Genomic DNA, 19,828 nt, shown 5'->3' on the forward strand with positions numbered 1-19,828 from the left:
CACCCCACCCTTCTTGATCCTGAGCGGACGTTTGTGGCATGAGTACTAGTATCGGAATCGTCGGACTGCCGAATGTCGGCAAGTCGACCCTGTTCAACGCCCTGACCAAGAACGACGTGCTGGCGGCCAACTACCCGTTCGCCACGATCGAGCCGAACGTCGGCGTGGTCGGCGTCCCGGACCACCGTCTGGACGCCCTGGCGAAGATCTTCGGTTCGCAGAAGATCCTGCCGGCGACGGTGGACTTCGTGGACATCGCGGGGATCGTACGGGGCGCGAGCGAGGGCGAGGGCCTGGGCAACAAGTTCCTCGCGAACATCCGTGAGTCGGACGCGATCTGCCAGGTCATCCGCGCGTTCAAGGACGAGAACGTCGTCCACGTCGACGGCAAGGTCTCGCCCAAGGACGACATCGAGACGATCAACACCGAGCTGATCCTCGCGGACCTCCAGTCGGTCGAGAAGGCGATCCCGCGCCTCCAGAAGGAGTCCCGCCTCCAGAAGGAGAAGGTCGCGGTCCTCGCGGCGGTGGAGGAGGCGCAGAAGATCCTCGAAGCCGGCGACACCCTCTTCCACGCGGGCATCACGGCCTCCACGGAGAAGGGCCGCCTCCTCCACGAGCTCCACCTCCTCACCACCAAGCCCTTCATCTACGTGTTCAACGTCGACGAGGACGAGCTGGTCGACGAGGACTTCAAGAACGACCAGCGCGCCCTGGTCGCCCCCGCCGAGGCGATCTTCCTGAACGCCAAGATCGAGTCCGAGCTGATCGAGCTGGACGACGACGAGGCCCTGGAACTCCTCCAGTCCATGGGCCAGGAAGAACCCGGCCTCGCCACCCTGGGCCGCGTCGGCTTCGACACCCTGGGCCTCCAGACGTACCTCACGGCAGGCCCCAAGGAAACCCGCGCCTGGACCATCAAGAAGGGCGCCACCGCCCCCGAGGCCGCCGGCGTCATCCACACCGACTTCCAGAAGGGCTTCATCAAGGCGGAGATCATCTCCTTCGAAGACCTGATGGAAACCGGCTCGGTAACCGAAGCCCGCGCAGCGGGCAAGGCCCGCATGGAGGGCAAGGAGTACGTGATGCAGGACGGGGACGTGGTGGAGTTCCGCTTCAACGTCTGATACGTCCGGCCAAAGGCCGTCTGACCTGTGGAGGAGCGGGTTGGGCGGTCTCTGCGGTTCGCGTGACGGCAGGTTCACGTGGTGGAGCTGGAGGCCGGAGGCGTGCCCTCGTCAGGCCTCGTGGCTCCTTCTCGGCCAACCGCAGCCGGTTTCCGGAGGGCCGTTGTGCCGGGCCAGTACCCCCGGGGAGGTACTGGCCCCACGTCCTTACGAAAGGCCCGGGCGCCTCTCCGGACTTGGAGAGCCGACGAGTTCGACCGAGGTGGTTGCCGTTCCTGACACGTGCTGGGCGTCGCCCGCGTAGGTGACCGTGTAATCGGCGTACATGTTCCAGTCGGGCGGAGTGTCACGGAAGCTGAAGGTGCCGTTCCGTCGGACCTCCACGTCCGGCAGCTCCAGGCCGTTGCGCGTCACCTCGACCTTGCCGCCCTTCGGGAAGGGGACCATGGAGGTCAGCTTCCCCGTTACGGTGACCGGCGTGCCGACGGGGTTCGTCTCCGGGGCGGACAGGGTGATCGTGCTGGAGGCTTTGGCCAGGTCGGAGACGATGTCGAGAGTGACCTCGCCGGAGTAGGGGAATCGAGTGGCGAACAGCCTGCTGCCGTCGGGCGCCCAGGCCAAGCCCCGGTCGAGCAGATCCATGTGGGGCCATGACAGCGCCACCGTGCGGTACGCGGCGGTCTCTCCGGGACGGTAGACGTAGACGTCCCAATTTCCTCCCGACACGATTCCTGCGGCGACCGTTCCGCGTGAATCGATGGCGACGGCATTGGGGTAGGGGCCGGTGTCGTACCGCACCTCCTCCGTCAGGTCTGACAGGTGCCACCGCTGGTGGTAGTAGTCATAGCCGTCCGCGGTGATCACGCTGCTGCCGTCCGGCGTCACCGCGAGGTCCTCGACGTCGCCGATAGCATCGCTGTAGGCAATCTCCCGAAGCGTGCCCGAGCCCACGTCGTAGACGCGCATACCTGCCGCGCCCTGACTGTCCGCGGCAACGAGCCGGTCGGGCGCCCCCGGTGACGAGGCGAGTCGCGGCTTGCCGTACCAGACAGGGTTGTCGTCCAGGGTGACACTCGGGGTCGCCTCGGCGACAGCAACCGATCCGATGCCGGCGTCGAAGACAGTGGCCTGATAGCTGAAGAAGAGTCGGCCGCCGGCAACGGCGAGGTTTTCCGGTTCGGTGTCGGCCCCGATCGAGATGCGCTGCGTTTCGGTCAAGGTCGCGACGTCGATCACGGCGATCGCGTCGGCGTCCGGGAGCGCCACGTACAGAGTGGACTCGTCGGCGGTCTCGGCCATGCCCCGCGCCCCGTCGAGACCCGCGACCTTCTTCACGACCTGTCCGTCGTGGTCGACCGCCAGCACCGCGTCATCGCCGGGCGCGCTGATGTAGACATGACTGCTGTCGGCGAGGGTCTGCCAGTGCGACCGCACGGGCAGAACGACGCCATCCTGAGAATCTGCCGCTGCTGTGCCGGGAGCGCCGAGCAGATTGAGCGACGCCGTCGCTATCACCAGTGCGACACCCGCCGCGCGTCTTCGTATGCGCATGTGACAGCTCCTTCGAGTAGGGATGCGACCGTGCGGACGCGATCTTCGGAGCAACTGTATTGATGCGCACTGACATTGGACCCGCACGCCCACGTGTTGCGGGGTGGCGCCCGGCGAAGGTCCGTCAGCCCCGTCCCCCCGCCCCCCGCAGGAACGTCTCCACCACGCGCGCCGCCAGCGCGTCCGGGTCCGTGACCGGGTCGTTCGGGTTGCCGTGCAGGGTTTCGCCGAGGAGGGCGTAGTAGACGCGTTGGAGCCAGGGGAGGTCGGACGAGGGGGCGATGAGGTCGGCTTCGCGGGCTCGGGACAGGACCGTGAGGCAGTGTTCGGTCATCGTTTCGTGGAGCGCGGCCGCCTCCGTGCCGGGGGTGGCCGGCAGGCTCAGGGCGAAGGTCCAGGCGCCCTTGACCTCAAGGACGTTGGCGGTGATGCGGTGCAGGGCCACCAGGGGCGGGGCGGTGGTGGGACGGCCGTCGTCCACGGCCTGGGCGAGCTGGCGGGCCGCCGACAGCGCCAAGGCGTCGATCAGTGCCTGGCGGTGCGCGAAGCGGCGGTGGATCGTCGTGCGGGACACGCCCGCCTCCGCCGCGATCTGCTCCATCGAGGCGCCGGGGTCCTTGGAGAGCAGGCGTTCCGCCGCCTCCAGGATCAGGCGCACGCTGCGCTCCGCGTCCGCCCGCAGCGGCCGTGCCGTCGCCTCGCCGCCCATGGCGTTCTCCTCGTTGTCCACGTCGCTGAACCAGGGCCTTAAACGTAACACCCGTGCGCCATCTCTGGCTTAGGTGGAACAGTTGTGTTGCAGATAACGAGAGAATGAGTACTCTCTTGTCGCAGATGCTCGACCCATCGACGCCTCGCCAAGGAGACCTCCCATGCCTGCAACCGCCCTCGTCACCGGTGCCTCCTCCGGGCTCGGCGCGGAGTTCGCCGCCCAGCTCGCCGCCCGTGGGCACGACCTCATCCTGGTCGCGCGTTCGGAGGACCGGCTCACCGCACTCGCCGCGCGGCTGGAGGCCGAGCACGGCGTGCGCGCCCACGTCCTCGTCCAGGACCTCGCCGAGCCCGGCGCCGCCCGCGCGGTCGCCGAACGGCTCGACGAGCGCGGGCTGAGCATCGGGCTGCTCGTCAACAACGCGGGGTTCGGGACCTGCGGCCGCTTCGAGGACATCGACGCGGAGCGCGACCACGACCAGCTGATGGTCAACGTCGTCGCACTCGTCGGCCTCACCCATGCCCTGCTCCCCGGCATGCTGGAACGCGGCACCGGCGCCGTCGTCAACGTCGCCTCCACCGCGGCCTTCCAGCCCGCCCCGTACTTCGCGGTCTACAGCTCCGCCAAGGCGTTCGTGCTGAACTTCGGGCTGTCCCTGCGCCAGGAGTGCCGCGGACGCGGCGTGCGCGTGCTCACCCTCTGCCCCGGGCCGGTCGACACGCCGTTCTTCGAGGCCATCGGGACCCGTGAGGCGGCCGTCAACGGGTCGATGAGCACCCCGGAGCCGGTCGTGCGCGCCGCGCTGGCCGCCCTCGACCGCGGCCGCGCCTACGTCACCCCGGGCTTCGGCAACTCCCTTTCCGCGCACCTGCTGCCGCGCCGGCCGCGCACCCTGGTCGCGGCGATCGCCGAGCGCGTCACGCGTAAGGTCCTCGTCTCCGAGGGCGCCACGCGGACCGAGCCGTACGCGGCATGAGTACGCGGCAGGAGTCCTGCTCGCGCGTACCTCTCCGCGGGGCCGGAGCCCCGCGGAGAGGCGTGTGTCAGCAGGCGCCCAGGTCCTCCCAGACGCCCCACTCGCCGGTCGTGCCGGGCTTGTCGCCCTGGACCCACCACTTGGCGCGCCAGGTGTGTCCGTTGTACGAGACCGTGTCGCCGCCGTTGTACACGCGGCCCGCCTCCCACGCCGAGGCGGCGCAGTCGCCCGGGTCCCCGCCGTCACCGCCGCCGGGGGTGCCGCCCCCGCCGATCTGGAGGTCGATGCAGGCGTAGAACGCGTTGGCGGTGTCCGCGATGTTCCAGACCGCCAGCACCTTCTGGCGGCCGCTGTAGCCGCTGAGGTTCACGTGGTGGGTCTTGGTGGCGCCGGGCTGGGCGCCGTTGTCGTTGAATTCCGCGATCTTCGAGCCGCCGATGTAGTACTGCCAGGTGCTCGTGGCGTGGCGGGCCGTCAGCGTCCAGGAGAAATCGGCGGAGCTGCCGACGGGAGTGGCCTTCCAGCCCTTGCTGTCGTTGTCCAGCTCGGCGAACTGCGCGTTGCCCCCGCTGCAGCTCATCAGGCCCTTGGGGCCCTCGACGCTCTGCGGCTCGTACTTGATCTGGCCGCAGTCGACCACGCCCGACGCGCACTGCGCCTGGCGGCTCGGCGGCGAGGAGACGTAACCGTGCGCACTGGCCGTGGTGGCCGGCAGGACCACCGCGAGCAGGGGGGCGACTCCCGCACCGAGTACGAGGGCCAGTTTTCGCTTCGCGTTCATGCCAACTCCTTCGCTGGGGACTGCCGAGGGGTGACGGCAGCGGTCGGACATGCCCGCACCGGGCAGCGGCCTGGACAGGGGGGTGCCGACGCGGTGGGGGCAGGGGTACGGCCGGTGGCGAGGGGGCGCCGCCCGCAGCCCCGCGCACGCCGACGGCCGCCCGGGGGCGACCACGGCTCACCTTAGGTCTAGACCATACTCATGGGCGTGTACTCGTCAATAGGGCCTGTGCGCAAGCTTTTTGACGGTGCGTCATGAGTCGGATGGCATGCGAAAGGGGCGGCTGCCCTTGCGCAGCCGCCCCTCGCGAGATGTTCCTACCGGCGGGAGGAGAGCCCGCGGTCGACGGCCGTGATCAGCTCGCCGTTCTCCGTGTCGCCGTCCAGCGACCAGAACATCGCGCCGCCGAGCCGGTGGTCGCGGATGTACGCGGTCTTGGTGCGCAGCACCTGGGGGTCGTCGTACGTCCACAGCGTGGTGCCGTCGAACAGCCAGGCGCTGCCGTCCCGGGTGTTGCGGTGCACCTTGTACGTACCGGATTCGGCCAGTTTCCTGAGGGCCTTGTAGTCCTCGTAACCGGCCGCCCAGGTCGCCGGGGCGGGGCCCGCCGCCGGCTGGCCGAGGCCGTCGCCGCCGCCGGTCACGCCCGTCCAGCCCTGGCCGTAGAAGGGCATGCCCATCACCAGCTTGCGCGCCGGGGCGCCCCGTTTCAGCCAGTCCCGCACGGTCCGGTCGACGCTGTAGTCGCCCTTGGCGTACAGCGCGGACTGCTGGGCGGTCTTCGCCTCGCCGGAGACGTGGAAGTCGTAGCCCTGGAGGTTCACGAAGTCGAAGTCCCGCATGATGCGCGGCACGTCGAACCCGGCGTCGATCTTCTCGGGGGACGCCGGGACGAAGGCCGAGAGGTCGTAGTGTTTGGGCTTCGCGCCGTGGTGCCGGCCCTTGGCCGCGCTCTTCGCGTACGCGTCGAGCTGGGTGCGGAACTCGTGGACCAGGGCGGTGAAGTTCCGCTTGTCCTCCGGGCGGTACACCGTGTCGGTGTCACCGGCGGATCCCGGCCATTCCCAGTCGATGTCGATGCCGTCGAAGAGCCCGGCCGCCGCGCCCTCGCCGCCGCGCGTCCCGTCCACCGGCAGATTGCCCTTGATGTACAGGTCGATGCAGGAGGCGACGAGCGCCTTGCGCGACGCGGCGGTGCGGGCCGCGTCGGAGAAGTGCGTGGACCAGCTCCAGCCGCCGAGCGAGATCATCACCTTGAGGCCCGGGTGCTCGGCCTTGAGCTCCTTCAGCTGGTTGAAGTTGCCCGCCAGCTTCTGGTCGTCGGTGTCGGCGATCCCGTCCACGGAGTTGGCCGCGTCGAGCGGACGGACGTAGTCCGCCCAGGCGTCGGCCTCGCCGGGCACATTGCCCGTGAAGCACGTGCCGTCCGCGCTGACGTTGCCGAACGAGTAGTTGACGTGGGTGAGTTTGGCCGCGGTGCCGCTCGTCTCCAGGTCGTTGACCTGGAAGTCGCGTCCGTAGACGCCCCATTGGGTGAAATAGCCGACACGCTTGTAGTCGGGCGCGGAGCCGTGGTGGCCGTGCCCGCCGCCGTGACCGCCGTGCCCGGACGAGGCGTTGGCGGCGGGGGAGGAGGAGGCCGCGAGCGTGAGGGCGCAGGCGGCGATGGCGAGTGAAGACAAGGTTCTTCGGCGCATGAGGCCAGAAGCTATTGGTCTGGACCAAACGCGGTCAAGGGTTTGGCAAAGGCGGTTCAAAGGAGTTCCGGCCGGCGCGCCGCGGACTATGCGCAGGCCCATGCAATGTCATCACTTCGAGTGAAACTGTGGCCTGCGCTTGCGATTCGGAACCCACGGTTGCGACGCTGTCGCAGTCCGTCAACCTCTTGGGGAGTGGCCTGTGGCTTTCGGTGAGCAGCCCGCCTATCTGCGCGTGGCGAGCGATCTGAGAGAGAAGATCGTCAACGGTTTGCTGCCGCCGCATACGCGCCTGCCGTCGCAGGCGCGCATCCGCGAGGAGTACGGGGTCTCGGACACCGTCGCGCTGGAGGCGCGCAAGGTCCTGATGGCGGAGGGCCTGGTCGAGGGCCGCTCCGGCTCGGGGACGTACGTCCGCGAGCGGCCGGTGCCCCGCATGGTCGAGCGCTCCGGCTTCCGGCCCGAGGTGGGTGCGGGCCCGTTCCGCCAGGAGCAGGCGGCCGACGGGGCGCGGGGGACCTGGGAGTCGCGCAGCGAGCAGGAGGGCGCGAGCGCGGAGATCGCCGCCCGGCTCGGGATCGAACCGGGCGACCGTGTCATGCGCACGCATTACGTGTTCCGGGAGGCGGGTGAGCCCGTGATGCTCTCCACCTCCTGGGAGCCCCTGGCCATCACGGGGCGGACGCCGGTGATGCTGCCGGAGGAGGGGCCGCTGGGCGGCTGCGGGGTGGTCGAGCGGATGGCCGCCATCGACGTGGTCGTGGACAACGTCGCCGAGCAGGTGGGCGCGCGCCCGGGGCTTGCGGAGGAGCTCCTGGCGCTGGGCGGGGTCCCCGGCCATGTGGTGATGGTGGTCGAGCGGACCTTCTACGCCTCGGGACGGCCCGTCGAGACCGCCGACGTGGTGGTGCCGGCCGACCGCTACCGGGTGGGATACCGGCTCCCCGTGAGGTGATTTCCGGGCGGACCGGCCCCTGATTGTCGTGCCCCGGACCCGCTGCAACGCCCTGGGGGCGCATTCGTGAGAATGCGCCCCCAGGGCGTTGGTCCGTTCCTGGCCGGATCGGTACCTCTTTGTGCAAAGACGTATCCGTTGAGTAAAGGTCAGGCGTAGGCTCAGGCATATGCGTACCGGGGTTTCCTGGAGTTCCTTAGAAGCGTGCACATCGTTCAGGGGAGGGGCGCGATGCTCGGGAGAAACACGATGAGTGATAGCGGTGCCGTGCTTTCCTGGCTGGTGATACGGCAGGACGACAACGGCAACCGCTACCGCGTGGGCAGGTACGCCACGCAGGGCGAGGCCCAGCGCGCGGCCGACAAGTTGCAGGACCGGGGGCACAAGCAGCTGTACTGGGTGGAGCGCGTCGGGCAGGCCGCCCAGTCCTAGGACAGGCCTTGGGCGTGGGGCGCGCGAGGCTCATGCGCCGGTGCACCACCGGAGTTGCTCCGGGGTGAGGGCCCGTCGGGTGCCGGGGCGGATGTCCGGGGCCGGTCCGGGCGCGCCGTGCGCCGGTACATGACGGCGACGGCGGCGCACTGCGCGGCCATCGAGAGGCCCATGGCCAGGCAGACGCCCGGCAGCCCCCACCCCGACAGGGCGTACGCGAGCGCCAGTTGGACGGCGACCCCGCAGGCGGTGACGCGGGCGAGGGCCGGACTCGCGCCGCTGCCCTCGAAGACGCCGCCGAGCGCGATGAAGCAGGCCAGCAGCAGGAGATACGGTCCTACGCAGCGCAGATAGAGTGCCCCGGCCCCGGCCACCGCGCCCTCGCCGCCGAAGGCCCGCATGATCCAGGGGGCGGCCGCCAGGAGCGCCGCCGCGGCCGTGAGGCCCAGCGCCGCGGCCACCAGCAGCGCCTGCCGCCCGACGGCCCGCCGTGCGTCGTGCCCGGCACCGAGCAGATGGGCGGTGCGGATGACGGCGGCCTGGCGCACCGCGTAGAAGGCCATCGTCGCGACGTACATCGCCTTCGTCGCGATCCCGTACGCGGCGACCTCGGCCACCCCGAGCCGGGCGACGACGGCGACGAGCGCGAGGGCGCCCGCCATCCGCACGGTGAACTCCGCCGACATGGGCAGGCCCGTGGCGGCGGTCCGGCGCGCGTCGGCGGCAAGGCTCCGGCGCGCGTCGGTGTCCGGGCCGCCGCGCGCGTCGGCGTTCGGGCCCCCGCGCACACGGCCCCCGCCCGCCGGTGCCGCCCACCGCAGCACGCCGTTGCGGCGCAGCGCCAGGAGACCGCAGATCAGCGCGGCGGTCCGGCCCAGCACCGTGGCGACCGCCGCGCCGCGCACCCCCAGCCCGAACCCCAGGATGAACAGCGGATCCAGACAGAGGATCAGCCCATTCGCGAGGAGCGCCAGCCGCATCGGGGTGCGGGTGTCGCCCGCGCCCTTCAGGATGCCGTCGACCACGTTGGCCGCGAAGAACACCGCGATGCCCGGCAGCGCGATCGCGAAGTAGCCGGCGGCCAGGGCCGGTGCGCCGCCCTCGCCGGTCCCGAGGACGAGCCGGGCCAGCGGCGCGCGGCAGAGGCAGCCGCCCACCGCGACCACGGGCGTGACCAGGGCCCACAGCGCCCAGCCGCCCCGCACCGCCGAGCGCAGCGCTGCCGGATCGCCCGCGCCCCTGGCCCGTGCGACGAGCGCGGTCGTGCCGGAGCCGGCCACCAGGATCACGCCGAGCAGCAGGTTCTCGACGTTGGTGGCGGCGGCCACTGCGGCGACCGCCGCCCCGCCCAGCCGGGCCACCCAGACCATGTTGATGATCCCGGCCGCGACCCCCGCCAGGAGCTCCACGTAGACCGGACCCGCGAGTGCCACCAGCGTGCGCCGGTGCTCCACCACTTCCATGACCGCCCCCTCTTTCCGCTGTACCTCGAATCGAGGTACAGCGGAAAGAGATAACATGAGGACGCCGGACGGGCAAGCAGGGTGACGCGGATGCGGTAAGGGGTTCGACGCGTGCTGGAGCTGTCGATTCTGGGATTCCTCTCCGAGGAGCCCCTGCACGGATACGAGCTGAAGGCCCGCATCCAGGCCCTGAGCGGCCACATCCGCACGGTCAGCGACGGGGCGCTCTATCCGGCCATTTCCCGGCTGGTGAAGGCGGGCCTGGTCGACCAGCACACCGAGCCCGGTACGGGTTCCGCGCCCCGCCGGGTCCTCTCCCTCACCGAGGCCGGACGCGAGGAGCTGTACGCCCGGCTCGGGCACCCGAAGGAGGCCGAAATCACCGACGGGCAGCGCTTCTTCACGCTGCTCGCGTTCCTGCACCACCTCCCGGACCGCGCCGGGCAGGCGGCCGTCCTGCGCCGGCGGCAGGCGTTCCTCGACACCCCGGCGAGCTTCTTCTACCGGGACGGCGAGCCGGTGCGGGCCGAGGAGGCGACCACACTCTTCCGGCAGGGCATGCTGCGCATCGCCCGCGCCACGGGCGCCGAGGAGAAGAAGTGGCTGGCCGAGGCGATCGGTGAACTGAAGGGCGGGGAGGTGCCGGTGCTGATCGACACGGTGGCGTGGGTGCGGATCGAGGAGGGCCGCATCCTGTGCGCCCGTCCGCGCGGGAAGGACGTCTTCTACATCCCGGGCGGCAAGCGCGAGGGCGCCGAGAGCGACCTCGACACGCTCGTGCGCGAGATCGAGGAGGAGCTGACGGTCCGTATCGACGCGGAGACGGTCGCACACGTGGGGACGTACGAGGCCGGCGGACCCGGCCTGCCGGACGGTGCGGTGGTCCGGATGGCCTGCTACACCGCCGGGTTCAGCGGTGAGCTGAGGGCCAGCAGCGAGATCGAGGACGTGGCCTGGTTCTCGTACGCCGACCGCGACCGGGTGCCGCCCGTCGATCAGCTGCTCTTCGACGACCTCAGGGCGTCGGGCGACCTGGTCTGAGTCCGACGCCCCCTAGGGGCCCCGGGTCCGGCGCGCGGATCATGGTGCGGCGCGTGGCGCCCAGGTGTGTGCGCCCCCGCTTCCCGGGCACTCGTACGTGCGCGCCGCCGTACACCCGTACGCCCCGCGTGTCGAGCCCAGCGGTATTCGCCCCGAGATATCGGGTATGTGGTGTTTGCCCCGTGCGGACAGGGCGTCACCGTTGCCGGCTCTGGGAGTGATCGGCGTGACCGATACCGAAGGCGATCGAGCCGAGTGGAGCTTTCCTGCCGTCCCCGGTGCCGTGCGCACCGCCCGGCACGCCGTCCAGGACACCCTGCGCGGCTGGGGTCTCGACGCCGCCGTCGGTGACGAAGCGATTCTGCTGGTCAGCGAGCTGGTCACCAACTCCATGCGCTACACCCCGGGCCCCATCGGGGTGCGGCTGCTGCGCCCCCATCCGGACGGGGGCCACTCCGCCGCCCACTCCGGTCTCCTCGTGGAGGTCTCCGATCCCCTCCCCGATCCACCCACCGAACGTACGGCGGGACCCGACGACGAGAGCGGCCGGGGACTGCAGCTCGTGGCCTGTGCGGCCAGGCGCTGGGGGACCCGGCGGGGAAAGAGCGGCAAGACGGTGTGGTTCGAGCTGGCTCTGCCTGGTTAGGAGTGAGGAGGGACGCACAGCGATCACCGGAGGTCGGGGCCGAACCTGGCTGAAAGGGACTGAGACCGTGCTGTGATCGTGAACGCCGTGCCGGACGGGGCCGTAGTGCTGAATACTGCGGGCATGACCGGTCCGGTGTGTGAGCTGGAGGGGACGGTCGCGTGAGCGAAATACCTGGGACAGCGGGCGACGTCGTGTGGCAGAGCAGTCCGCCCGGCTCGATCTACGACTACATCAGAGTCGCCTCCTTCTCGATCGGGCCCGACGGGCTGATCGAGCAGTGGAGCCGCCGGGCCGCCGGTCTCTTCGGCGTGGCCGCCCACGAGGCCGTGGGCAAGGACCCGGTCGAGGCGTTCCTGCCCGGCGAGGTCCGCCGCGAGGGCCACCGCCGGGTCGGCGAGGTGCTCGACGGCAAGGAGTGGACGGGCCTGGTCCCCTTCCGGATGCCCGGCGAGGACGGCACGCACGGGCTCGCCGAGATCTATGTGATGCCCAGTGAGACGGCCACCGGCGAACGGGCGGCGGTCTGCATCGTCGTGGATGTCCGCGCGCTGCGCCGGATCGAGACGGACCTCGCCGCCTCGCAGGCGATTTTCGGCCAATCTCCGTTCGGCTTCGTCCTGTTCGGCACCGACCTCACCGTCGTCCGGGCCAACGAGCGCTTCGCCACCGTCTTCGGCGGCCGCGCCGACGACCACCGGGGCCGCACCGTCGGCGACTACCTCACCGGTGCCGAGGCCGACCGCCTCACCGCCACCCTCGAACGGGTCCTGGAGACGGGCAACTCCGTCACCGACCTCCAGCTCGTCGGCACGGCCCCCGGTGACACCGAGCGCCGCCACTGGTCGATCAACCTCTACCGGGTGCACAGCGGATCGGGCCGCCCCATCGGCATCGCCGGACTCGCCACCGACGTGACCCGGCGTCACACCGCCGCCCGCGAGGCCGCCAGCGCCCGCCGCAACCTCGCCCTGCTCAACGAGGCCGGCGCCCGCATCGGCAACTCCCTGGACCTGGAGACCACCGCCCGCGAACTCCTCGACGTCGCCGTCCCGGTCTTCTGCGACCTGGCCTCCGTCGACCTCTACCAGGCCCTGCTCACCGGGGACGAGGCGGCGCCCGGCGGCTGGAGCCCGCTCAGCCAGGAGGCGGTCGGCGGCTCCGCCGAACTGCGCCGCGTCGCCTTCGCCAGCGCCGTGTCCGACGTCCTGCCCGGCGCCGCGTACGCCGCGTCCGGGCCCCCGGGCGGCGCGCCCCCCGCGCTCGGCTCCGTCCACCGCTACCCCTTCGGCTCGCCGTGCGCCGCCGCGCTGCGCACCGGCCGCGTCGAGGACGTGCCGGGCGACGACCGGGGCTTCGTGCAGTCCACGCTGGCCGTGCCGATGGTCGCCCACGACACCGTGGTGGGCCTCGTCCGTTTCTCCCGTACGAAGGGCAGCGAGCCGTTCGACGCCCGGGACCGGGCCCTCGCGACCGAGCTGGCCGCCCGCGCCGCCGTCTGCATCGACAACGCCCGCCTCTACCGGCGCGAGCACGAACGCGCCCTCATCCTCCAGCGCAGCCTGCTGCCCCCGGGCGACCCGGAGGCCGCCGGGCTCGACATCGCCTGTCGCTACCTCCCCGGCAACACCGCCAACGAGGTCGGCGGCGACTGGTTCGACGTGATCGAGCTGCCCGGACACCGCACCGCGCTCGTCGTCGGCGACGTGATGGGGCGCGGCCTGCGCGCCGCCGTGGCCATGGGCGAACTGCGCACCGCCGTGCGCACGCTGGCCCTCCTCGACCTGGAACCGGCCGAGGTGCTGTCCGCGCTGGACGAGGTCGCCCGGGGCCTCGGCGCCCCCGGTGCGGCCTCCGCGTCCGGCGGCGGGGGAGCCCAGTGGCCCGCCCGCGCCGCGCACAAGTCCCGTGAGGCGGACCTCTCCGAGGTGTACCTCGCGACCTGTGTCTACGCGGTCTACGACCCGGTCACCCGGCGCTGCACCTTCGCCAACGCGGGCCATCTGCCGCCCGTCGTGGTCGAGCCGGGCGAGGCCGCGCTGCTCCTCGACGTACCGCCGGGGATGCCGCTCGGTGTCGGCGGCGAACCCTTCGAGGAGGTCGAGGTCGAGCTGAAGGAGGGCGCGCTCCTCGCCCTCTACACCGACGGCCTGGTCGAATCGCGCGACCATCCGCTGGACGAGGGCCTGGCCGCCCTCCGCAAGGCCCTGACCGAACCGGCCCAGCCGCTGGAGGACGTCTGCGACCGGGTCCTCGGCTCGCTGCACACCCGGCACGGCGAGGACGACATCGCGCTGCTGATGGCCCGTATCCAGGGCCTGCCCACCGAGGCCGTCGGCGACTGGCGGCTGCCCCGCGAGCCCCGCTCGGTCGGCCGGGCCCGTGAGCTGGCCCGGGGCCAGCTCACCAGCTGGGGCCTCGACGAACTGGTCGACACCACGGAACTCCTGGTCAGCGAGCTGGTCACCAACGCCCTGCGCTACGGCGAGGGCGAGATCCGGCTCCGCCTGCTGCGCGACCGCACCCTGGTCTGCGAGGTGTGGGACGCCGGTCTCGTCCAGCCGAGGCGCCGGCGCGCCCGGGACACGGACGAGGGCGGCCGGGGCCTCCAGCTGGTGGGTCTGCTCAGCGCGGCCTGGGGGGCGCGGCGGACCCCGCGCGGCAAGACCGTCTGGTTCGAACTGCCGCTGCCCGACGGGCGGCCGCCGGCCGAGCGCTCGGTGGAGGAACTGCTCAGCATGTTCTGAGCGGCGGCCGGGGTGCGGCTCACTTCGTGGTCTTCAGCGCGGCGAGCCGGGCCTCCACCTCCGCGCTGTCGCCCAGGGCGTCCAGCTCCTCGAACTGCGCGTCCAGCGAGGAGGCCGCCAGCTCCTGCTTGCCCAGAGCACGCGCCTCCTCGCGCCGCACCTTGTCCTCGAACCGGCCCAGCTCGCTGGTCGGGTCCAGGACGTCGATGTTCTTCACCGCGTCCATCATCTGGTTCTGCGCCTGCGCCGACTTGGCGCGCGCCACCAGTTCGTCCCGCTTGGCCTTCAGCTCCGAGAGCTTCGCCTTCATCTGGTCGAGCCCCGTTCTGAGCTTGTCGACGACCTCGGTCTGCGCCGCGATGGTCGGCTCGGCGGTCCCGGCCTCCTTCTCCGACTGGAGCTGCCGGCCCAGCGCGACCTTGGCCAGGTTGTCGAACTTGTCCGCCTCGGGGCCCGATCCGCCCGCCCGCAGCTCGTCTGCCTTGCGGCTGGCGGCGAGCGCCTTGCCGCCCCACTCGCGCGCCGCCTCGACGTCCTCCTGGTGGTCCTGCTCCATCAGACGGAGATTGCCGATGGTGGCGGCCACCGCCTGCTCGGCCTCCGCGATGTTGTTCGTGTAGTCGCGGATCAGCTGGTCCAGCATCTTCTGCGGATCCTCGGCCTGGTCGAGCAGGGCGTTGATGTTGGCCTTCGCCAGCTGGGTGACACGGCCGAGGATGGTCTGCTTGCGCATGGGGGCCTCTCTTGTCGGGTGTCGTGTTCTGCTGCTCGTGGGGTGCGCCTGCGGGGATGCCGCCCGCTCGTTCACGCATACGGCTATACGGCTATACGGCTATACGGCTGTACGGGAAGCTCCCCGCGTCAGAAGCGCCCGCCGCCGCCCCGGCGGCCCCGCGTCCCGCCGCCGCCGAAGCTGCCGGGCCCGCCGCCCCCGCCGAAGCCGCCCCCGGAGCCCCCGCCGCCTCCGAAGCCGCCCCGTCCGCCGCCCCCGCCCATCAGGCCGCCGAGGATGATCCCGCCCAGCACCGCGCCGCCCATGCCCCCGCCGCCTCCGCCCGCCATGCCGCCGCGCCCGCCGTAGCCGTAGCCGCGTACGTCCTGCTCGGCGAGGCTCCGCGCCTCGCGGGCCAGCGCGTCCGCGCGGTTCGCCTCGGCCAGGGCGGCCTGCGGATCGCTGTTCCCCGCCGGCGCGGCGGCCTGCTCCAGCCGGCGCTGCGCCTCCGCCAGCCGGGTCCGGGCGGTGCTGCCGACCGCGCCCCGGTGCGTCGTCACGAAGTCCGCGGCGGCGGCGACCGAGGAGCGTGCGGTGAGCAGCGCCCCGTCGAGCAGCGAGCGCGCCCGGGTGTCGTTCTGCTCCCGCTCGCGAGCCCCGGCCAGCGTCTCGTCCAGCGCCCGGTCCGCCTCCTCCACCCGGCGCAGCGCGTCGATCGGGTCGTACCGGCCCGCCCGCTCCTCGCGCACATCGCCGGCCACCGCCCGCGCACGGGCGATCCGGCCGCGCAGGTCGGCGGTGGACGCCCCCTGCGCCGTGCCGTCGAGCAGCCCGCCCGCGTCCGCGAGGTCGGTGTCCAGCTCGGTGAGCGCGGCGGTCAGCCGGTCCGCCGCGGCGTCCAGCTCGCGGGCCCGCCGCTCCACGCCGTCCACGAGGGTGCCCGCCTGGTCGAGCGCGCCCTCGGCGGCCCGGACATGGACGGCTGCCGCCGCGTGGTCGCCGCCGTCCACCGCCTTCCGGGCCCGGCCGAGGGAGGCGGTCGCGAAGGAGAGCCGGTCCTCGGCCTGGTCCGCGTCGGCGGCGACGGGGGCCGATGCCTGGTCCGCGTACCGCTCGCGCATCGAGGCGAGCGCGGACTCGGCGGCCGGGACGCGGCCGGTCAGCTCGTGGAGCGCGGCTTCGGCGGCGGCCAGGGCCTGCGGCGCCTCGCGCTCCAGCTCGCGCAGCCGGTCGAAGTCCTCGGAGACCGCGTCGAGGCGGCCGTCGGCGTCCGCGCAGCGGCTGATGATCTCGTCCAGCATCCGGCGGCGCGTCTCGTCGTCCTCCGGGAAGGCGTCGTCCAGCTGCTGGCACAGCCGGAACGCGGTGGTCAGCTCGCCCTTGGCGTAGGCCACCGCCTCGGCGAACGGCGCGGCGGCCTCCTCCCCGAACTGGGCGGTCGCGAACCCCAGCTCCTCCTCGCTCGTGCGGACCGCGTCGTCGGTGGCGACGAGCGTCTCCTTGGCCTTCGCGTCGAGCTCCGGCAGCGGGGCGGGCGCCGGGACGCCGCCGCCCCAGCCGGTCGTGCCGGGCGTCGTACGGGTGGTGGCGCGCCGCTTGCGCCGCAGGAACGCGTACGCGGCGACCGCCGCCACCGCGCAGAGCAGGACGAGCGGAAGGAGGAGGTCACCGGTGCTGGTGCCGCCGGAGCCCGAGCCCGGGTCGGAGGCGCCCGGGGTGATCGCCGGGGCGGGCACGGGCTCGCCTGACAGGACGGCGGTGCAGCCGTCGGCGGCACCGATCGCGGCACCCGCCCAGTCGTTCTGCTTCAGCGCCGGTTCGATCGCGGTGTTCGCCACGTCCCGGAGCTGGGCGTCGGTGAGCGGGGCGTCCTGGTCGACGGAGTAGGCGTACTGGCGGGCGTGGGTGGCGACGGCCAGCAGGACGTCGTCGCGGCCGAGGCCGTTGCGGTCGGCGGTCGCGTCGGCCCAGTCCTGGGCCGAGCGCCCGGAGAAGTCGCGTACGTACACCACGAAGAGCTGGAGGCGGTGCTCGGCGTAGAGCCGGTCGAGGGCCGTGACCACCTGGGGGCGGCGGTCGCCGAGGGCGCCCACCTTGTCGGTGATCTGCCCGTCGCGGGACAGCGTGACCGGATCATCGGCGCGGGCGGCAGGCGCGGGGGTCAGGGCCAGCCAGCACACCGTCAGGAGCACGGCGAGCAGGGCCCGGCCCGGTATGAGGATCCGGATTCGGCTCTCAGGCGGTGTCACGTTTGTGAGGCTATGTCCAGCTTCGGGGGGCCGCGACACGGGGCGCCCGGGAGGGGTGGTGTGTGGTCAGCGGTCGAGAAAGACAGGTTGCCTTGCAAGGTGCCCTGCCTTTCTCGTACGGTGGGTGTATGACGCAATCATCCGGGGCGGCCCCCGACCCCACGGCCGAAGAGGTGGCGAACCAGCTGGCCTCCGTGGTCGGCCGGCTGCTGCGGCGACTGCGTTCGTCCTCGTCGGAGTCGCTGCTGACGCCGACCCAGCGCTCCGTGCTCGCCCGCCTCGAAGACGGGGGCGCCGCGACCACCGCGGACCTGGCCCGCGCCGAATTCGTACGGCCGCAGTCCATGCGGCTGACCCTGGGCGCGCTGGAGACGCAGGGGCTGGTCGAGCGGGCGCCGGACCCGGCCGACGGGCGGAAGTCCGTCATGTCGATCACGGACGCCGGGCGCACCACCCTCGCCGAGGTCAGGGCCGCCAAGCGGAACTGGCTCGCCGAGGCGCTCGCCGCCGAACTCGACGGGCACGAGCGGCGCACGGTCGCCGAGGCCGCCGCCCTGATCGAACGCCTGGTCGGTTCGTGAGTGCTCGCGATGTGCTCCCCGGGGCGGTACGTGCGGCGGCCCGTCCGGACGGGACGGCGCCCGGCCCCGGCTTCAGCGCCCGGCTCACCGCACCGCTGCTGCTCGGCTCGCTGCTCAATCCGCTGAACACCACCATGATCTCCACCGCGCTGGTGGCGATCGGGCACCACTTCTCCGTCGGTGCCGCCGACACCGCCTGGCTGATCTCCGTCCTCTACCTCGCCAGCGCCGTCGCCCAGCCCGTCCTGGGCCGGCTCGCCGACGTCCTCGGGCCGCGCCGGGTCTTCCTCGCCGGACTGGTCGTGGTCGTCGCCTCCGGCCTGGTCGGCACCTTCGCGCAGGGCTTCGGCCAGCTCATCGTGTCGCGGCTGCTGCTCGGCATCGGTACGTCGGCGGCCTATCCGGCCGCCATGGCGGTGCTGCGCGACGAGTCGGCCCGGATCGGGCGGCCGACCCCGCGCCCGGTGCTGGCCCGGCTCTCCTTCGCCGCGCTCGGCAGTGCGGCGGTCGGGCCCACGCTCGGCGGACTGCTCGTCATGACGGCCGGCTGGCGCGGGATCTTCGCCGTCAACGTGCCCGTGGCGCTGATCGCCCTCGGCGCGGCGCTGCTCTGGATCCCGGCCGACCCGCCGCGCGCCCGCGCCACCGGCGGCCCGGCACCCCGGCTCGGCCTCGACCCGCTCGGCATCGGCCTGTTCGCGACCGCGCTCACCGTCCTGGTCTTCTTCCTGCTCGACCTCGCGCACCCGATGTGGTGGCTGCTCGCGCCGTTCGCCGCGCTGACCGCCGCCCTCGTGTGGTGGCAGCTGCGGGCGCCCGCCCCCTTCATCGATCTGCGGATGCTCGCGGTCAACGGCGCGCTCTCGCGTACGTACCTCCGGCACGGCATCAGCTACCTGCTGATCTACTGCGTGATGTACGGATACACGCAGTGGCTGGAGGAGGCCCGGGGCTACTCCTCCGGGCACACCGGACTCCTCATGCTGCCGATGTCCGTCGCGGCGCTGGTGTGCTCGCTGCTCGGCGCCCGTACGAAGGGCATCCGGGGCCCCCTCGTCCTGGCCTGCGTCCTGCTCACCGCCGGGGCCGGAATGCTCTTCCTCCTGTCCGGCGACGCACCGGTCGCCCTGCTGCTGCTCGCCGGCGCCTGCTTCGGCATCCCGCAGGGGCTCATCGGCACCAGCAACCAGGCGGCCGTGCAGGCGTACGCGCCGCCCGCCTCCGTCGGCTCGGCCGCCGGCCTCCAGCGCACCGCCCAGTACATCGGCGCGATCACCGCCTCCAGCCTCATCGCCCTGGCCTACGGACAGTCGGCCGGAGACCGGGGGCTGCACCTGATGGCCGCCGTCGCCGCCGTCCTGGGCGTCCTGCTCATCGTCCTCACCGTCACCGACCGCGCCCTGCGCGGGCGTACCTGATCCCCATCGAGCACCACCCCACAAGGAGCACCACCATGACCGCCACCGTTCTCGACCCCACCACCGCGCTGATCGTCGTCGACCTCCAGAAGGGCATCACCGCCCTGCCCACCGCCCACCCCTCCGCCGGCGTCATCGCCAACGCCGCCACCCTCGCCGACTCCTTCCGGGCCAAGGGCCTCCCCGTGATCCTCGTCCGCGTCACCGGCGGCGCCCCCGGCCGCACCGAGGGTCCGGCCCGGTCCGGGCAGCCGGCCGCCGACTGGGCCGAGATCGTGCCCGAGATGGGCCCCGCCGAGGGCGACATCATCGTCACCAAGCAGCAGTGGGGCGCCTTCTACGGCACCGACCTCGACCTCCAGCTGCGCCGCCGGGGCGTCACCCAGGTCGTGCTGGCCGGCATCGCGACCAGCATCGGCGTCGAGTCCACCGCCCGCTCCGCGCACGAGCACGGCTACCACGTCACCCTCGCCACGGACGCGATGACCGACATGAGCGGCGAGGCCCACGACAACAGCGTGCAGCGCGTCTTCCCGCGCCTCGGCGAGACCGGCACGACCGACGAGATCGTCAAGCTCCTCGGCTGACCGGATCCGCACCCAACGGAGCGCCGCGGCCCACCCGGGCCGCGGCGCTCCGCCGTACGGGTGGGCTTCGGGGCGTACCCGCCGTGTCGGCACGGCGTTCCCGCGCGAGGGCGTTTTCAGTGGAGAGGCGGAACCAGTGTGATCAACTGCAAA

The 19,828-nt window shown here is 72.2% G+C and carries 17 protein-coding genes and 1 pseudogene; 11 read left to right on the forward strand and 7 right to left on the reverse strand.

Going from position 1 to position 19,828, the window contains the following annotated elements; translation table 11 throughout:
- Positions 1–38 precede the first annotated feature (38 nt).
- Complete coding sequence (ychF, locus tag ACFZAT_RS02890) at positions 39–1,127, forward strand: redox-regulated ATPase YchF (RefSeq protein WP_391259105.1); 1,089 nt, start codon at positions 39–41, stop codon at positions 1,125–1,127.
- A gap of 207 nt (positions 1,128–1,334) precedes the next feature.
- On the opposite strand, the gene ACFZAT_RS02895 is transcribed toward ychF, so the two are convergent.
- Both ACFZAT_RS02895 and ACFZAT_RS02900 read right to left on the reverse strand, forming a co-directional pair.
- Positions 1,335–2,678 carry a hypothetical protein gene (locus tag ACFZAT_RS02895; protein WP_391259107.1) on the reverse strand — a complete coding sequence of 448 codons (1,344 nt, stop codon included), beginning with the start codon at positions 2,676–2,678 and terminating at the stop codon, positions 1,335–1,337.
- Positions 2,679–2,802: 124 nt separating this feature from the next.
- Positions 2,803–3,387 carry a TetR family transcriptional regulator gene (locus ACFZAT_RS02900; RefSeq protein ID WP_391260218.1) on the reverse strand — a complete coding sequence of 195 codons (585 nt, stop codon included), beginning with the start codon at positions 3,385–3,387 and terminating at the stop codon, positions 2,803–2,805.
- Positions 3,388–3,550: 163 nt separating this feature from the next.
- Between ACFZAT_RS02900 and ACFZAT_RS02905 the strand changes: the two genes are divergently transcribed.
- Entirely contained in the window at positions 3,551–4,366 is an 816-nt protein-coding gene (locus ACFZAT_RS02905) for an SDR family NAD(P)-dependent oxidoreductase (RefSeq protein ID WP_391259109.1), read from the forward strand.
- A gap of 67 nt (positions 4,367–4,433) precedes the next feature.
- On the opposite strand, the gene ACFZAT_RS02910 is transcribed toward ACFZAT_RS02905, so the two are convergent.
- Positions 4,434–5,147 carry a lytic polysaccharide monooxygenase gene (locus tag ACFZAT_RS02910; protein ID WP_391259111.1) on the reverse strand — a complete coding sequence of 238 codons (714 nt, stop codon included), beginning with the start codon at positions 5,145–5,147 and terminating at the stop codon, positions 4,434–4,436.
- Between the two features lie 317 nt (positions 5,148–5,464).
- A complete protein-coding gene (locus tag ACFZAT_RS02915; protein WP_391259115.1) occupies positions 5,465–6,844 on the reverse strand; it encodes a glycosyl hydrolase family 18 protein in 1,380 nt (459 codons plus the stop codon).
- Between the two features lie 202 nt (positions 6,845–7,046).
- On the opposite strand from ACFZAT_RS02915, the gene ACFZAT_RS02920 reads away from it, so the two are divergent.
- Together ACFZAT_RS02920 and ACFZAT_RS02925 are read left to right on the forward strand one after the other, a co-directional pair.
- A complete protein-coding gene (locus ACFZAT_RS02920; RefSeq protein ID WP_391259118.1) occupies positions 7,047–7,799 on the forward strand; it encodes a GntR family transcriptional regulator in 753 nt (250 codons plus the stop codon).
- A gap of 231 nt (positions 7,800–8,030) precedes the next feature.
- A complete protein-coding gene (locus ACFZAT_RS02925; RefSeq protein WP_073964871.1) occupies positions 8,031–8,231 on the forward strand; it encodes an SPOR domain-containing protein in 201 nt (66 codons plus the stop codon).
- Here the strand turns inward: ACFZAT_RS02925 and ACFZAT_RS02930 are convergent.
- On the reverse strand, positions 8,228–9,694 hold the full coding sequence (locus ACFZAT_RS02930) for an MATE family efflux transporter (protein WP_391259121.1): 1,467 nt from the start codon (positions 9,692–9,694) through the stop codon (positions 8,228–8,230). The genes ACFZAT_RS02925 and ACFZAT_RS02930 overlap by 4 nt on opposite strands.
- A gap of 111 nt (positions 9,695–9,805) precedes the next feature.
- Here ACFZAT_RS02930 and ACFZAT_RS02935 point away from each other — a divergent pair.
- From ACFZAT_RS02935 to ACFZAT_RS02950, 4 genes and pseudogenes are all read left to right on the forward strand, one after another.
- Positions 9,806–10,327: pseudogene (locus tag ACFZAT_RS02935) on the forward strand (PadR family transcriptional regulator); the annotation flags it as partial.
- A gap of 6 nt (positions 10,328–10,333) precedes the next feature.
- Positions 10,334–10,735 carry an NUDIX domain-containing protein gene (locus ACFZAT_RS02940; RefSeq protein WP_391260221.1) on the forward strand — a complete coding sequence of 134 codons (402 nt, stop codon included), beginning with the start codon at positions 10,334–10,336 and terminating at the stop codon, positions 10,733–10,735.
- 217 nt (positions 10,736–10,952) lie between these two features.
- Positions 10,953–11,381 carry an ATP-binding protein gene (locus ACFZAT_RS02945; RefSeq protein WP_391260224.1) on the forward strand — a complete coding sequence of 143 codons (429 nt, stop codon included), beginning with the start codon at positions 10,953–10,955 and terminating at the stop codon, positions 11,379–11,381.
- Between the two features lie 194 nt (positions 11,382–11,575).
- A complete protein-coding gene (locus ACFZAT_RS02950; RefSeq protein WP_391260227.1) occupies positions 11,576–14,128 on the forward strand; it encodes a SpoIIE family protein phosphatase in 2,553 nt (850 codons plus the stop codon).
- Positions 14,129–14,147: 19 nt separating this feature from the next.
- Here the strand turns inward: ACFZAT_RS02950 and ACFZAT_RS02955 are convergent, their stop codons facing one another.
- Positions 14,148–14,861: a PspA/IM30 family protein gene (locus tag ACFZAT_RS02955; protein WP_391259125.1), complete on the reverse strand. Its 714-nt coding sequence runs from the start codon at positions 14,859–14,861 to the stop codon at positions 14,148–14,150.
- 128 nt (positions 14,862–14,989) lie between these two features.
- Entirely contained in the window at positions 14,990–17,089 is a 2,100-nt protein-coding gene (locus ACFZAT_RS02960; RefSeq protein ID WP_391259128.1) for a TPM domain-containing protein, read from the reverse strand.
- Positions 17,090–17,217: 128 nt separating this feature from the next.
- Between ACFZAT_RS02960 and ACFZAT_RS02965 the strand changes: the two genes are divergently transcribed.
- The 3 genes from ACFZAT_RS02965 to ACFZAT_RS02975 are packed head-to-tail and all read left to right on the forward strand — an operon-like array spanning position 17,218 to position 19,675.
- Positions 17,218–17,670 (forward strand): MarR family transcriptional regulator, encoded by a 453-nt coding sequence (locus ACFZAT_RS02965; RefSeq protein ID WP_391259130.1) that lies wholly within the window; start codon positions 17,218–17,220, stop codon positions 17,668–17,670.
- Between the two features lie 11 nt (positions 17,671–17,681).
- Positions 17,682–19,088, forward strand: a complete 1,407-nt coding sequence (locus tag ACFZAT_RS02970) for an MFS transporter (protein ID WP_391260230.1) — start codon at positions 17,682–17,684, stop codon at positions 19,086–19,088.
- A gap of 35 nt (positions 19,089–19,123) precedes the next feature.
- Complete coding sequence (locus tag ACFZAT_RS02975; RefSeq protein WP_391259133.1) at positions 19,124–19,675, forward strand: isochorismatase family protein; 552 nt, start codon at positions 19,124–19,126, stop codon at positions 19,673–19,675.
- Positions 19,676–19,828: the final 153 nt, after the last annotated feature.

This window comes from Streptomyces sp. NPDC008163, from assembly GCF_042956885.1.
GTDB classification, from domain to species: domain Bacteria; phylum Actinomycetota; class Actinomycetes; order Streptomycetales; family Streptomycetaceae; genus Streptomyces; species Streptomyces drozdowiczii_A.